Source organism: Tychonema sp. LEGE 06208, assembly GCF_015207505.1.
Taxonomy (GTDB): Bacteria; Cyanobacteriota; Cyanobacteriia; order Cyanobacteriales; family Microcoleaceae; genus Microcoleus.
In genome coordinates, this window is the sequence record NZ_JADEWT010000065.1 from 22,082 (window position 1) to 35,129 (window position 13,048).

Annotated in this window: 20 protein-coding genes; 11 read left to right on the forward strand and 9 right to left on the reverse strand. The window is 44.5% G+C overall.

Translation table 11 applies throughout. The features are described from left to right. The first annotated feature begins 195 nt into the window (after positions 1-195). Both remA and gmk read left to right on the forward strand, forming a co-directional pair. Positions 196-462: an extracellular matrix/biofilm regulator RemA gene (gene remA / locus IQ263_RS17510; protein WP_194011293.1), complete on the forward strand. Its 267-nt coding sequence runs from the start codon at positions 196-198 to the stop codon at positions 460-462. A gap of 78 nt (positions 463-540) precedes the next feature. Next, positions 541-1,110, forward strand: coding sequence for a guanylate kinase (gene gmk, locus IQ263_RS17515; protein ID WP_194068755.1), 570 nt, complete (start codon positions 541-543; stop codon positions 1,108-1,110). A gap of 227 nt (positions 1,111-1,337) precedes the next feature. Here the strand turns inward: gmk and IQ263_RS17520 are convergent, their stop codons facing one another. After that, complete coding sequence (locus tag IQ263_RS17520; protein ID WP_228050137.1) at positions 1,338-2,069, reverse strand: PIN domain-containing protein; 732 nt, start codon at positions 2,067-2,069, stop codon at positions 1,338-1,340. Positions 2,070-2,175: 106 nt separating this feature from the next. Between IQ263_RS17520 and xseA the strand changes: the two genes are divergently transcribed. Beyond that, positions 2,176-3,336: an exodeoxyribonuclease VII large subunit gene (gene xseA, locus IQ263_RS17525; protein ID WP_194068757.1), complete on the forward strand. Its 1,161-nt coding sequence runs from the start codon at positions 2,176-2,178 to the stop codon at positions 3,334-3,336. A 5-nt stretch (positions 3,337-3,341) separates the two neighbouring features. Next, on the forward strand, positions 3,342-3,569 hold the full coding sequence (gene xseB / locus IQ263_RS17530; RefSeq protein ID WP_106149016.1) for an exodeoxyribonuclease VII small subunit: 228 nt from the start codon (positions 3,342-3,344) through the stop codon (positions 3,567-3,569). Between the two features lie 423 nt (positions 3,570-3,992). Here xseB and IQ263_RS17535 read toward each other — a convergent pair whose 3' ends face one another. From IQ263_RS17535 to IQ263_RS17550, 4 genes are all read right to left on the reverse strand, one after another. Next, positions 3,993-4,202, reverse strand: coding sequence for a CsbD family protein (locus IQ263_RS17535; RefSeq protein ID WP_106149015.1), 210 nt, complete (start codon positions 4,200-4,202; stop codon positions 3,993-3,995). A gap of 263 nt (positions 4,203-4,465) precedes the next feature. Further along, complete coding sequence (locus IQ263_RS17540) at positions 4,466-5,302, reverse strand: PHP domain-containing protein (RefSeq protein ID WP_194068759.1); 837 nt, start codon at positions 5,300-5,302, stop codon at positions 4,466-4,468. Positions 5,303-5,652: 350 nt separating this feature from the next. Further along, complete coding sequence (locus IQ263_RS17545) at positions 5,653-5,934, reverse strand: hypothetical protein (RefSeq protein WP_194011298.1); 282 nt, start codon at positions 5,932-5,934, stop codon at positions 5,653-5,655. 130 nt (positions 5,935-6,064) lie between these two features. After that, a complete protein-coding gene (locus IQ263_RS17550) occupies positions 6,065-6,226 on the reverse strand; it encodes a hypothetical protein (protein WP_194068761.1) in 162 nt (53 codons plus the stop codon). A 191-nt stretch (positions 6,227-6,417) separates the two neighbouring features. Here IQ263_RS17550 and IQ263_RS17555 point away from each other — a divergent pair, with 191 nt between their 5' ends. Next, a complete protein-coding gene (locus tag IQ263_RS17555) occupies positions 6,418-6,744 on the forward strand; it encodes a hypothetical protein (RefSeq protein ID WP_194068762.1) in 327 nt (108 codons plus the stop codon). A 319-nt stretch (positions 6,745-7,063) separates the two neighbouring features. Here the strand turns inward: IQ263_RS17555 and IQ263_RS17560 are convergent, their stop codons facing one another. Continuing rightward, positions 7,064-7,528: a tetratricopeptide repeat protein gene (locus tag IQ263_RS17560; protein WP_194068764.1), complete on the reverse strand. Its 465-nt coding sequence runs from the start codon at positions 7,526-7,528 to the stop codon at positions 7,064-7,066. A 55-nt stretch (positions 7,529-7,583) separates the two neighbouring features. Between IQ263_RS17560 and IQ263_RS17565 the strand changes: the two genes are divergently transcribed. Together IQ263_RS17565 and IQ263_RS17570 are read left to right on the forward strand one after the other, a co-directional pair. Next, a complete protein-coding gene (locus tag IQ263_RS17565; protein ID WP_194068766.1) occupies positions 7,584-8,204 on the forward strand; it encodes a histidine phosphatase family protein in 621 nt (206 codons plus the stop codon). 54 nt (positions 8,205-8,258) lie between these two features. Further along, positions 8,259-8,630: a VOC family protein gene (locus IQ263_RS17570; protein ID WP_194068767.1), complete on the forward strand. Its 372-nt coding sequence runs from the start codon at positions 8,259-8,261 to the stop codon at positions 8,628-8,630. Positions 8,631-8,753: 123 nt separating this feature from the next. Here IQ263_RS17570 and IQ263_RS17575 read toward each other — a convergent pair whose 3' ends face one another. Then, on the reverse strand, positions 8,754-9,014 hold the full coding sequence (locus IQ263_RS17575; RefSeq protein WP_333117539.1) for a hypothetical protein: 261 nt from the start codon (positions 9,012-9,014) through the stop codon (positions 8,754-8,756). A 76-nt stretch (positions 9,015-9,090) separates the two neighbouring features. Continuing rightward, positions 9,091-9,762 (reverse strand): phosphoribosyltransferase, encoded by a 672-nt coding sequence (locus IQ263_RS17580; RefSeq protein ID WP_194068769.1) that lies wholly within the window; start codon positions 9,760-9,762, stop codon positions 9,091-9,093. Positions 9,763-10,022: 260 nt separating this feature from the next. Between IQ263_RS17580 and IQ263_RS17585 the strand changes: the two genes are divergently transcribed. After that, on the forward strand, positions 10,023-10,700 hold the full coding sequence (locus IQ263_RS17585) for a uracil-DNA glycosylase (RefSeq protein WP_194068771.1): 678 nt from the start codon (positions 10,023-10,025) through the stop codon (positions 10,698-10,700). A 106-nt stretch (positions 10,701-10,806) separates the two neighbouring features. Here IQ263_RS17585 and IQ263_RS17590 read toward each other — a convergent pair whose 3' ends face one another. After that, positions 10,807-11,337 (reverse strand): hypothetical protein, encoded by a 531-nt coding sequence (locus IQ263_RS17590; RefSeq protein ID WP_194068773.1) that lies wholly within the window; start codon positions 11,335-11,337, stop codon positions 10,807-10,809. A gap of 262 nt (positions 11,338-11,599) precedes the next feature. Between IQ263_RS17590 and IQ263_RS28655 the strand changes: the two genes are divergently transcribed. From IQ263_RS28655 to IQ263_RS28665, 3 genes are all read left to right on the forward strand, one after another. Continuing rightward, positions 11,600-11,917: a 4-Cys prefix domain-containing protein gene (locus IQ263_RS28655; protein ID WP_228050138.1), complete on the forward strand. Its 318-nt coding sequence runs from the start codon at positions 11,600-11,602 to the stop codon at positions 11,915-11,917. A 33-nt stretch (positions 11,918-11,950) separates the two neighbouring features. Continuing rightward, positions 11,951-12,223: a protein kinase domain-containing protein gene (locus IQ263_RS28660; RefSeq protein ID WP_370589112.1), complete on the forward strand. Its 273-nt coding sequence runs from the start codon at positions 11,951-11,953 to the stop codon at positions 12,221-12,223. Next, positions 12,224-13,048, forward strand: an 825-nt coding sequence (locus IQ263_RS28665) for a GUN4 domain-containing protein (protein WP_228050139.1), incomplete at its 3' end; no start/stop codon positions are given. It abuts the gene before it with no gap.

The window sequence follows — 13,048 nt, forward strand, 5'->3', positions numbered from 1 at the left end:
ATTTTACCAAATCTTTAATATAAGCGGTTAACAGCGCTAGTTTTTTAAAGTTTTGATAAAGACGGTGGGACGGCGACTCAAAAAATAGAAAGAAAGCAGGTAAAAATTCAAAAATTGTATTGTCAAAAAACTTTGATATATATGATAATAAGTAAAGATTGATGGTTACTCGTTCACCCAAAATTTAAGATTTTCATGGATATTCAATTAATTAATATCGGTTTTGGTAATATTGTGTCGGCTAACCGAGTGATTGCCATTGTCAGTCCCGAATCGGCACCAATTAAGCGTATAATTACTGATGCGCGGGAGCGCGGACAATTGGTTGATGCTACCTACGGCCGCCGCACGAGGGCGGTAATTATTACAGATTCGAGTCATGTCATCCTCTCGGCGATTCAGCCGGAAACGGTGGCTAATCGTTTTGCGATCGGTAAAGACAGTCAAGTTCGGGATGATTGATGTTTATCAGTTGCAATTTGAGCACTTACAGTATACAGTAACCGAAAGCTTAAATTGTTACGAGTTTCTATTCTAAAAATGAAATCCGGTAAATTAATTGTTCTGACTGGGCCTAGCGGTGTGGGGAAAGGCACCTTAGTCCGATCGCTCCTCAATCGCCATCCCGAATTATGTCTTTCGGTATCCGTCACAACTCGTACACCGCGCGAGGGAGAAATTGAGGGAAAACACTACTATTTTGTCAGCCGCAGCCGTTTTGAACAAATGGTTGAGGCTGACGAGTTAGCAGAATGGGCAGAGTTTGCCGGCAATCTTTACGGTACTCCCTATTTTGCTCTAACACAGGGCATTGGTGAGGGAAAATGGGTAATCTTAGAAATTGAACTCGAAGGAGCAAGGCAAATTAGAAATAAGTTTCCAGAGGCTTTGCGACTTTTTATTTTACCTCCTTCTTGGGAAGAATTGGAACGGCGGCTGCGGAGTCGGGGTCAAGATTCCGAAAGTGCGATCGCCCGGAGATTGCTGCGGGCCAAGGAGGAAATTGAAGCGGCGGGAGAATTCGATTTTCAGGTTGTCAATGACGATTTAGAATTTGCTTTAAAAAAACTAGAAGCAATACTTAATTTGGTCGATATTTCGGGTAATTAAGAGCTAATAACTAATGATTAATAACTAATGACTATAGCATTTCTCAGGTGCGGGAGGTATGCAATAAGGCTTGAAATTCCCGATATTCATGGAAGCTAGTGTACCCGATATTTCGCTCGAAAGGCTATAATAACAACTAACAACTAACAACTAACAACTAATAACTAACAACTAACAACTAACAACTAACAACTAACAACTAACAACTAACAACTAACAACTAACAACTAACAACTAATTACCCATTTTTCTGTACGCGCTAAAACTTCGGTACTTTTTTTGACAGCAACACAAATTTTTAAATTAATTTCCAGAATATTAAAGGAAGAGGAAAAGTTTCGCAGAGGTTCTATTTCGCGAGCAGAACAGCCCAACATTTCCATATAAGCTAGTGTCCAGCCAATAGCTGCAATATCGCTTATATAGCCTTCTCCGGCGCACAGGTGACAACCCGATTCAACCTCTGGATAGCACTCAGGACAAACCCAATTGCTGACTTGTGAATTGATCTGAATTGTACGGGATGTTGAGGCAATTGTTAAGGCTTTAATGTGGTTTTGAACTACTTGTTTAAAGCCTCGGTTTTGGTGGCTGAGGCGGTCGGAATTGTTGGGCTGTCCGATCGCACTTCCTGACTGTGGTGGCGAAGCCAGAGGTGATGTGCGGTTCTCAATTTTGAAGGGAGATTCGCCCAGATTTGCCGTTAGCTGAATACCGCAGTCTTTGAACTCAAGGGGCTGAGATTCTTTGATGGCGCGGGAAGAATCGGATTCTGCGCGATCCTCTTCGAGGGCTTCGCCAACGGCAAAATCTTGCATCGAGAGATGATGTTCGATCGCCAAAGACCAAGTTCTTTTATGGCGGAGGTCGCCATATTTTCTCGCTTCGGCATCAGTAATGCCGATCGCCGCAGCCTCTTGGCGCAGCACATTCATCGAAGTCATGACATCTGATATCATTAATTTATTTACAACTAATATACGATCGCCAAATCAACCCGCACAAATTCCCTTAAATATAGTAGCCTAAATCTAAAATCTAGAATCTAAAATCTCAAATTGTTAGATGAATGCAATTTTTCCTGAGACAACGTTGTCGGTGGGCGGACTAACATCATACCTGCAAGAGTTGCTGGAGGGCGATCGCCACCTGCGATCGGTTTGGCTGATCGGCGAGGTGTCCAACGTTTCGCAGCACGCCAGCGGCTGCTTTTTCACTCTCTGCGACAGTGACAAAAGCGCTGCGATTCGCTGCGTGGCGTGGAATTCTCAGCGGCAAAAATTATTGAAGTTACCCGTAAAAGGTGAGCAATTGCTGGTTTTTGGAAGCATCCGGGTTTACAAAAATCGCGGCGAGTATCAGTTGACAGTTGTGCAATCGCTACCGGCTGGGGAAGGATTGGATGCTTTGCGGTTGCAGCAATTGCGATCGCGCTTGGAAGCTGAGGGCTTCTTCGATCCCGCCAGAAAGCGCCCGATTCCCGCACACCCGCAAATTGTGGCGGTGGTGACATCGGATAGCGCTGCTGCGTGGGGGGACATTCAGCGCACTCTAGCGCAGAGATATCCGGGTTTGCGGGTGTTGCTGTCGCCGACTTTGGTGCAGGGAGATTTGGCTCCGGCTGCGATTGCTAGGGCGATCGCGCTGGTAGAATTGGATGGTAGGGCCGAGGCGATCATTTTAGCGCGGGGCGGTGGTTCTGCGGAGGATTTGGCTTGTTTTAATGATGAAAGAGTTGTCAGGGCGATCGCCAATTGTGCAATTCCAATTATTACAGGAATCGGACACGAAAGAGACGAATCTCTCGCCGATTTAGTAGCAGATAAACGAGCCCACACTCCGACAGCGGCAGCGGCCCAAGCCGTACCAATTTTAGCAGATATTTACTCGGAACACCAGCAAAGAATGCTGAATTTAGCAAGTGTTGTCAAAGCCAGATTTCAGACAGAATCAGAGCATTTGCAACAGTTACAAAACCGACTAAAACGGTTGCCTGCGACATCGCGAACTTTGCGGCAAGCAACTGGTAAACTGGAAATATTGCAAGAAAAGTTAGCAGCCCTAAATCCGGCGGCGGTTTTGGAAAGGGGTTATGCGGCGGTAATGCAAGCTGACGGTAGGATTGTCCGCGAAACTGACGGTTTAGAATTGGGAGACGAGTTAACCGTGAGGTTGAGTCGGGGCGTGCTGAAAGTTAAGATTGTAGAAGTGTTGGATGCAGAATAAATGCTATGGTTAAGTCGAAGTTGCGCCAGTCTGACTGGAATTATGAGGAAACGGTCGATCGCATAGAAGCAATTATCGATCGGGTGGAATCTGGAGAATTGCCACTAGAAGAGGTTTTCGAGCAGTTTGCGGTGGCTGTGGAGTGTTTGCAGGAGTGCGAAGGTTTTCTGGCGCGGGGGAAGGATCGGATGGAATTGGCGATCGAGCTTTTAGCCAAAGAACCAGACTTTTAAGCGCAGGCGAACGCCGATCAATGTGGATGAAATATGTTGATTCGTTATTGGATAAGTAATATCAAATCCGGTAGCATCGGCATGATTCAGATATATATTCTCGGACTCTGTGTACTCTGTGTTCTAATAAGGTTAAATCATTCCGATGCCAGCGGAAACGATATAATTACTATAAGATTTTGTAGTTTTACAACACCATGTTTGCGATACTGAGATAGCGGTTCTCACAAAAGTGAGGTATGCCCTATCCCGGATAGTACCTCCTATGAGAGCACAGAAAGGCTATACCTAAGTTCAGAAAACTTGTTAGGACACGATCTTACGGTTACTAAGCGGAGTCGAAGGACATTCAAGTTTGATAAAAATTCTTGTGGGGTAGACCAGAAAGCCTGCCCCAAAAATACAATCTAGATGCCCGACAGCTTACAATTTGTCGATCGCTCTTTTAGCTTTATCTGCGATATTTTTCACAGCATCTTTAGCATCTTCTGCTGCGTGGCGGGCGGCGGATTCCGCTTGTTTTGCTTGGCCTTCAGCTTGGTCTTTTTTGTTCCCGGTGATGTTTCCGAAAATTTCCTGAGCTTTGCCTTCTACGTTTTTGCCGATCGCCTTTGCCCTGTCTTCTACACTCATAATCAGCTCCGCTGGGTAGTTAAACGTTATTGCTATCCTAACATTAGCTCAACTGAAATCCCTCCCTAACTTCACATTAATTTATGTTGGGTTTGATGGCGAGCTGTTTTTAGTAGGGTGCGTCATAATGACTTAATTATTTCGATTGACTCGCTATATAAACTGACGCACCCTACAGAACGATCGCGAGGTCTTATAAGGTGCGTTAGAATGACTTGATTATTCCCATCTGCTCCGGTTTAAACTGACGCAGCCTACAGTTATTACTTCAAACTCGCCGCAGCAACCTTAATCGGTTCCAGCAAGTCTAACGGTATGTGCAGCATATTCAATGGGGTAGTTTCAATACCTTTTCTTTCATTTCTTTCGGGTTCTGGGCCGTGATAATCGCTGCCGCCAGTTACCAGCAAACCGTATTCCAGACACAAATCTTTCAAGTTTTTCATTTGGCTGGAACTGTGGCTGGGATGGTATACTTCGACTCCCATTAAACCCGCATCTACTAATTCTTTCAACACTTCTTCAACAGCGCCGCCGCGAAATAAATAAGGGTGCGCCCACACCGGTACTGCGCCGCAACTCTTGAGTAAATCTATCCCTTCGGCGATGGAGAATTTCTCGTAATGCACGTAGGCGGGGCCGTCGTCTCGCAGCCAGCGATCGAAGGCTTCCCGCGATGATTTGGCGTGACCAGCTTTTACCAGCGCCGAGGCAATGTGAGGCCTTCCCGGTGCCATTCCTGGGGATGTTGTTGGTAGTTCGATCGCATATCCCAGTGCTGCTAATTTTTCTACCATTTCCTGCGATCGCCTCAATCTTCCTTCTATGCGATCGTTCAAAGGAACGCGCAACTTATTTGCATCGGGATAAAAACCTAGAATGTGCAGCGATCGACCGTTGTGGACTGTACTGAGTTCGAGTCCGGGGACTATTTCGATACCGTGCAAAGCAGCGGCGGCGAAGGCTTCATCCCAACCCGACATCGTATCGTGATCGGTGACGGCCAAGGCGCGAACCCCCGAAGAAGCGGCGGCTGCTACGAGTTCGGCTGGGGTGAGAGTACCGTCGGAATAAGTTGTGTGACAGTGGAGTTCTAGCATTTTTTTATGGTAAATAAAACTCTGCGAAACCTGCAATTATTCTCATCATTCATCGAACATATATCCTCACTTCAAACAATACAATAAATTATTTTAATTTAAATTTAGCTGGTTGTAATAAATTCCCGCCTCTTTAAGATCGTATCCAGTCGATCGTCATCACAAAAACGGTTTGTAGTGCGGACTCGCATTCCGCTTTCATGCTGCAGAATCGCATTCGGCACTGCGAACTAATATTAGGTTAATCGACGAACATCATCTAACTGGGATATTTCTGTTGATTAAAACTCTACTCTATGTAAGTGGGTAAGCCCGCCATAACATTCAAATTTGCAGGCTCAACAGCTTAACTATTTCTGGATTTCTCGCATTGAGTGAAAGACACCATCTGGCAATTTGGAAGGAATCGGCGATATTTCAAGACTTTCTATGTTGTGAATAGGGATAACTACAAGTTTATCTGCTAATTCGATAATTATTGGATCGGCAGTCAAGAATTTGTGCAGGCGAGTACCTAAATTTGCTTGCTCTCCTACCCTTTCTGCTGACGAAATGAACTCGAACTCTTGCTGTTTGCCGTTGGTATAGTTGAGTGTCAGAGTGATAATTCTGTCTTGGTTGGTTGCTTCCATAATTTTTTCCCCTAGCGGTCGATCGGGCCTTTCGTCAAATTAACAATAAATCAAAAGTTGCGATCGCACCACCGTCCTTAGCTTTTGAGAACGCCGCGCTGTGGTTGCGAAAGTCTGGTAACAGCTAATTTTACCACAAAAACTGTACGGAAACTCCCCAACCTACCAAGTATACAGTTACCAATCGTGCTGTCTGCGCTTCGGGTCGGGCGATCGCCTTTGCCAGAAATCTTCGGGCGATTCCCCACCGGATAGCTTCGCAGCGCGTGCTTTGTGCTGTGCTAGTTAGCAAATTGGCTCAAATTAGCCTCTGCAGCCCCTTCACCCAAAGCGCCGTAAAGTTATACACCATCAACACTTGAGCGTTTTAGCGATCGAGATTTTTTGAGGTACAAACTGTGGAGGTTCCGATAGTGGCATTGTGCGATCCCTACCATTAAGGATTTTTTTATAAATTAATAACATAACATTCAGGTACAGCGTATGAAATCCACACTTTGCTATCCCGAAACCTCTGTTGAATCTCCGGCAGTTACTTTTGATAATAGTGCTATAGAATCTTGTATCGTAGCGGCTTGGATTGACTTAGTAGGAGGAGATTTTGAGAGTCTGGGAGGAGATGATTGGCTTAATTTGTGCGGCGACATTGACGACGGCGAAATTTACCGGGAATGGTTTTTGTGGCAAGATAGCGAAGTCACTCAAGAGTGGGAAGCTTACGATCCAATTACTAATTATCGAGTTGTAGCATCTAGCCGAGAAATGCTAATTTCTCAAATCGACCAAATCGAAGATGCCAGAAAAATTTAGCCTTTCGCGAGAATGTTACCTCTTGATGTTAGAAATTAACAATTCTGTCAAACTCGGTTTCTTCTCAACATTTTGAATCGAACGCGATACATCGCGAAACCGGGTTTTTCAGACCCAAAATATAGGTTTTGTTTCATTAGAATGGCTCCACCCACTAATTTAAAACTTGCGCGTCAATACCGAATAAACCGGATTTATTACCGAGAGTTAAAGCCACAATCGAATATTTTGTTACTCGTTACCAGGTTCTGCCTAGTAACGAGCCAAGCACAATTGAATATTTTTGTAAAAAACCGGGTTTCTGCGTAATTCCCGCAATTTATGTCGCTACAGATTTTTGTTTTTCTCGTTCTAATTTGCGTTGCTTCAAAGCGGCAAGATTTTGTTTGATCGTGTCGATCGCGGGGATATTCCCCTGCTGTTGGTATAATTCGCTGGCACGGATCAAATCTGCCACCGCTTCGCCGTCCGATCGCAAATTCGCAAAAATCAAACCGCGATTGTGGTAAACTTCTGCCGTTGCCACCTGTTGTATGGCGCTAGTAAATTTATCTTCAGCTTTGCGGTAATTTCCCAATTTATAAGCCTCAATTCCTGCTTGAAAATAAACCGCAGCTTTGCTACCTGCGTCAGTATCTGGAAATTCTGGCGAGTTTAAAATTGGTTCTTTAAACAGTACAGAAATGCTGCCCTTACCGAAGTAAGCCCAAGTCATTGTTCCTATGCCAATCCCCAGCGCAGCGACAACAATGACAGACAGAGCAATAAAATTTGTGAGTTCCATAGAGAAATATTTGTTGTATTACAATATGATAAGATAATTTCTAAGTTCTGGAACAATGGCAGCACAGATTTACCGCAACGGTCAATGGTTTTTCGGTTCCCTAGCTTTAGTATTGTCGATCGCGATAATGACTCAAACTGCCACTTCTGACGCAGCAACCAAAGCCCAAACTCAAGCGGGATGGCAATTATTGCAGCGGGGAGATACAGGGTTGGTGGTGGTAATGCGACACGCGATCGCCCCAGGCACCGGAGATCCTGCTAACTTTAAGTTAGGCGACTGTTCCAGCCAGCGCAATTTATCAGGACAAGGAAGAACCCAAGCCCAGCAAATTGGAGCCGAATTTCGCAAGCGCAACATCAAAATTGTTAGAGTTGTATCGAGTCAGTGGTGCCGGTGTTTGGAAACAGCAAAACTGATAAATTTAGGCAAAGTCGAGCCATTACCAGCCCTCAACTCGTTCTTTAGCGACAGCAGCCAAGAAGCCAGACAAACAACAACAATTCGCAAATTAATTGTTGATAATCGCAACACAAAAGGTGCTATTATTATGGTAACGCATCAAGTCAATATTACAGCGATAACAGATATTGTACCCCAAAGTGGCGAAGCTGTGATTCTCAAAGGCAATGCACGAGGCAAAATTCAAATAGTGGGACGAATTGGAGGATTTTAGATTTTTTTTGTTGCCATTTTTCCTTGTTAATTACCAGTTATCCATCTAATTTACATGACTTTCCAATACAGCGCCGCCCTAGTAACTTTAGCAGACCTCGACAACGAAGTTCTGGTCAAATTCTACACCAAATTTCTCGACATAGAACCAAATCCTTACATTCCCAATACCTATGCCGAATTTCAACTTCCCGGCTTAAGACTCGGCATATTCAAACCCAAAGATTTCCACAAATCGGAATTTGCAAATCGAGCAAAAACAGGCATGAGTTTGTGTTTGGAAGTCAGCGATATCGAAACTGCGATCGCCCGAATTTGGGCCTTAGGATATCCGCCCGCCGGAGAAATTATCAAAGCCTCACACGGTTTAGAAATCTATGCCTTCGATCCCGCCGGCAACCGCATAATTTTGCATCAACCGCATTAGAATATAGGATAATCGCGAATAATTAGTGAACTCTCGATCTTCTCTCCTCTTCCTTTGCATCCTAGCGCTGACGCGCGGCGAAAGCCTCAAGCGTCTTGGCGGTTAGTTCACAAAAAATATCAACTATCTAATCATTTCAGCAAAGCTATAAAAACTGATAATTAATAATAGCAAAGCAGTCAAATGAGTCAATTGAAATTGAGGTTGCGGGCCCATATATTCCCGCACCAAAATTGAAAAAGACGAACCAATTATATAACTCAAAGAAAGGGTTAAATACTGCCACTGCAACGTTACACTCCACAGCCCCAACAAAATCATCGCCAAAGTCAACATCACCAACTCAACAAACCGAGGCGGATTGTGCTGAGTAGAGAGAATCACAGTGTTCAACCAATATTCCCAAGGTCTCATGTGTTAGCTAGCGATCGAGCTTTTAGATTTAGCCTTCTAGCTTAACCTACGATCGCCACTCAATCTGTCCCTGCAAACAGCCCAAAGCCTCCGCCGTCTCCACCTGCGGAAACTGCGCGTAAAAGCGACTGACACTGTAAAAAGGGTGAGGAGTCTCCAGAATAATCGACTTATCGCCTATTTGCGCCAAAAATCTCATCAAATCATGGGGGGCCACGGGCGAACAAATCCACAAAGCAGCCGGTTGCTGCGACTGCAAAGCCTGCGCCGCCACAGCCACCGTCATCCCCGTAGCAATGCCATCGTCCACCAAAATCGCCAAAGCCCCCGCCGCGCTGACATTTGGTCGTCCCGAAGCCAAATCTGCCAGCAGAGATTGAGCGCTATTTTCAGCTTGCTGGAGTGCTGATTTTTGCCAGCGTAAACTTGGCTGTTTTTGATTTTGCCAGAGAACATGGCCGTCAGCAGTTGCCGCCCCGATCGCCAATTCCAAATTATCCGGGCGAGTAATTTTCTTGGCGACAACCACATCCAAAGCACAACCCAAGCGGCGGGCGATCGGCACAGCAACGGGCAAACCCCCGCGCGGCAAGGCATAAACAATCGGTTTCACAGCATTTTGTGCCGTTAAATTCAACTTGCCGAGCTCGTTTTCAACAGCAGCAGCCAGTTTTTCGCCTGCATCGGCGCGATCGTCAAAAAACGGGTTAGACAACATATTTCTGCCTGTACGAACTCAACCAAAAATGTGAAATTTGAGAGTCAGAAACTCGGTTTATTCGCAGATACTTCGCGGCTAAACCAATATTTCTCCGAAAAAACGGGTTTCTGTGTCGCTAGTCCTATGAGATTTGCGAGTGTTAAATTGAAATTGTGCCCGATCGCATCGCATAAAAGCATCTAGCCAATCTCAAATCACAAAACCCGATCTAAACTATAAACTCTAGACTCAACAAAATCTCTCTAATTGTAAAATATATGTCCAGCGACTTGCAACTCAGTCTTTTTGACAGCAATCAAAGTGCCGCCTTCCAAAACGACTCAATCCCAGTAAATGCCAAAATTCCCATTCCTCCGGGCACGTATCAAAATATGGAACAAATCGGCGAGCACTGCAATCGCTGTCACCGCTGCGAATTGGGCAACACCCGCACTCACGCCGTCATCGGGCGCGGCAATCCTCAAGCCTCAATTTTGATTGTGGGAGAAGCGCCCGGACAAAACGAAGATGAAACCGGATTACCCTTCGTCGGGCGATCGGGCAAACTACTAGATAAGATTTTAGAATCCGTAGAATTGAGTGCAGAAACCGACGTTTTCATAGCCAACGTCATCAAATGTCGCCCACCCAAAAACCGTCCTCCCACAGCCAAAGAAATCGAAGCTTGCAAACCTTACTTGCTCGAACAAATTCGCATTTTAGATCCAAAAATTATTTTATTAACCGGTGCAACAGCCCTGAAAGGATTGTTAAGCGACAAGCGGCCAATTAGTAAAATCCGAGGTCAATGGATTGAATGGGAAGGACGGCTGTGTATGCCAATTTTCCACCCCTCATACTTGTTACGAAATCCTTCCCGCGAACCTGAGACACCAAAATGGTTTATGTGGCAAGATATGCAGGCTATAAAGGCTAAATTGGATGAATTAAAATAGCAATAGCAATAAATTTTTGTTGTTGATTGATAAGGGCGGGTTTCACCAACAATCTCTGATATTTACCACAATCTCAAAAACCCGCCCCCTTTGCTTGAAACTCAAGTTATGGCTTTGCAGGACAATCTCGCAACCACAAACGAATCGCCTCAGCAATTGCGCTTGTCTCCCCCTCTGGCGCTAACAACGGGCTAACATCCGTCGCCGTACCAAACCGAGAAACAATTTTGACTAATTCCCAACCCTTCGGGGTTTTAGCTAAAAACAGCCAGTGATATTGCTGAATTTCGACTCGCTTTCCCCCCAGATACTGCGTTTCTAAAGTAGTAATAAAAGCTTGATTGGTATTTTCAGGAAGCGCATCTTTAAAATTTAAAGGTAGCGGTTGAAACTCCGGGCGACCTGCTACAATTATTTGACGGGACAAGTAACCGGGCGGTGTAGAAGTGTTAGGAGAAAAGTGCGATCGCGCAATTACCCGATTAGCATAACTCGGCAAATCTTGCAACAGGCGATCGACTAAAGCTTCTAAATCTGCCGGACAGGGCGATCGCCCTAACAAACCATTCCCCCTTGCATTTATACTCTTAGCATAATTTGTCGCAACATTAACCGCCAGAGTTGGCATTCTAACCATCGCAGCCAAAATCCTACTTATCAGAAATACATTCAACCGCCAAAATACTCCTCATCGATCTTAGTCCGCCAATTGTCAAAGCAATGCTCGTCTGCTACAATTTCCTGTATCCAAACACCATAACACAGCAATATGCAGCACTGGGCACCGAGAAAACAACTGCACGAAGGCAAATATTTAATAACGGACACAATTTACGCATTGTAACAGTAACAACCTGTAAATTGTGTTAATCTTAAAACTGTGAAACTAAGGACTTTTTATGAGTCAATGCCTTAATCCTGATTGCCTGCATCAAAACCCATCCCTCACCAAATTCTGCCAACGCTGCGGAAACAAACTGCTACTCGGAGACAGATACCGTGCAGTTAAATACATTTCCGAAGGTGGTTTTGGCCGTACATTCAAAGCTGTAGACGAACATCGACTTGATACCATCTGTGTGATTAAACAATTTCTCCCGCAACTACAAGGGAGTGCAGCTATTCAGAAAGCGACTGAGTTATTCAAACAAGAAGCAGTGAGACTGCGAGATTTGGGTAAACATCCTCAAATCCCTGATTTATTGGCATTTTTTTAACAAGATAAACGGTTCTATTTAGTACAAGAATTTATAGACGGTGAGGATTTATTAAAAGAATTACAGCAGCAGGGAAAGTTCAGCGAAAAACAGATTAAGCAATTACTGACAGAATTGCTACCGATATTAGATTTTGTTCACAAGCAAAAGGTAATTCACCGAGATATTAAGCCCGATAACATCATTAGAAATTCTCGCGATTCTCTAGTGTTGATTGACTTTGGAGTGGCCAAGGAATTGAGCGGTAGTGTTTTGACTAGAGTGGGAACTGTGACTGGTACTCCTGGTTATGCGCCACCGGAATAAATGCAAGGTCATGTTTTTCCAGCGAGTGACCTCTACAGCCTTGGTGTAAGTTGTATTCGGTTATTAACCGGGTGTTTGCTGGAAGAGAAAAATAGAACTTTGGCCGACGAACTTTTCGATCCGATGCAAATGGAATGGGTCTGGAGAAATAAAGCACTTTCGATCAGCAATGACTTGGGTAAAGTATTAGATAAAATGCTCCTGTTTCCAGTGGGTGCGCGTTATCAATCAGCTACAGAAGTATTGCAAGCTCTTAATTATGTCTCAGTATCACCTACTCAAATATCAGCTAAACGTCAACCAAAACCTTTTCAGTATTCACCAGTAGCATCTAATCAAATATCAGCTAATCAGGTGATACCTAAACAGACAGCTAGTGAGATAATGCCTAAACAGGTGGCTAATGAGGTGATGCCTAAACAGCAGACTAATGAGGTACAATTAGTTTCTGCGGTGGGGATGGATTATATAAAATTGCGAGATTTATTAGCAGCAGGAAAGTGGAAAGAGGCGGATAAGGAAACGGCGAGAGTGACGATCAAAATGGCGGGTAGGGAACAACAAGGATGCCTGAATGATTCATCAATAATAGATAAATTTCCCTGCGAAGACTTGCGAACGATTGACCAACTTTGGGTAAAATACAGCAACGGGCGCTTCGGCTTTTCGGTGCAGAAGCGTATCTATCAAAGCCTGGGGGGAAGTAGGGAATATGATATAAAAATATGGGAAGCGTTTGGCGAGCGCATAGGTTGGAGAAATAAAAACGAATGGCTGTACTACAACAACGTCACTTTTTCAGAGAAAGCACCAGAAGCTCACCTC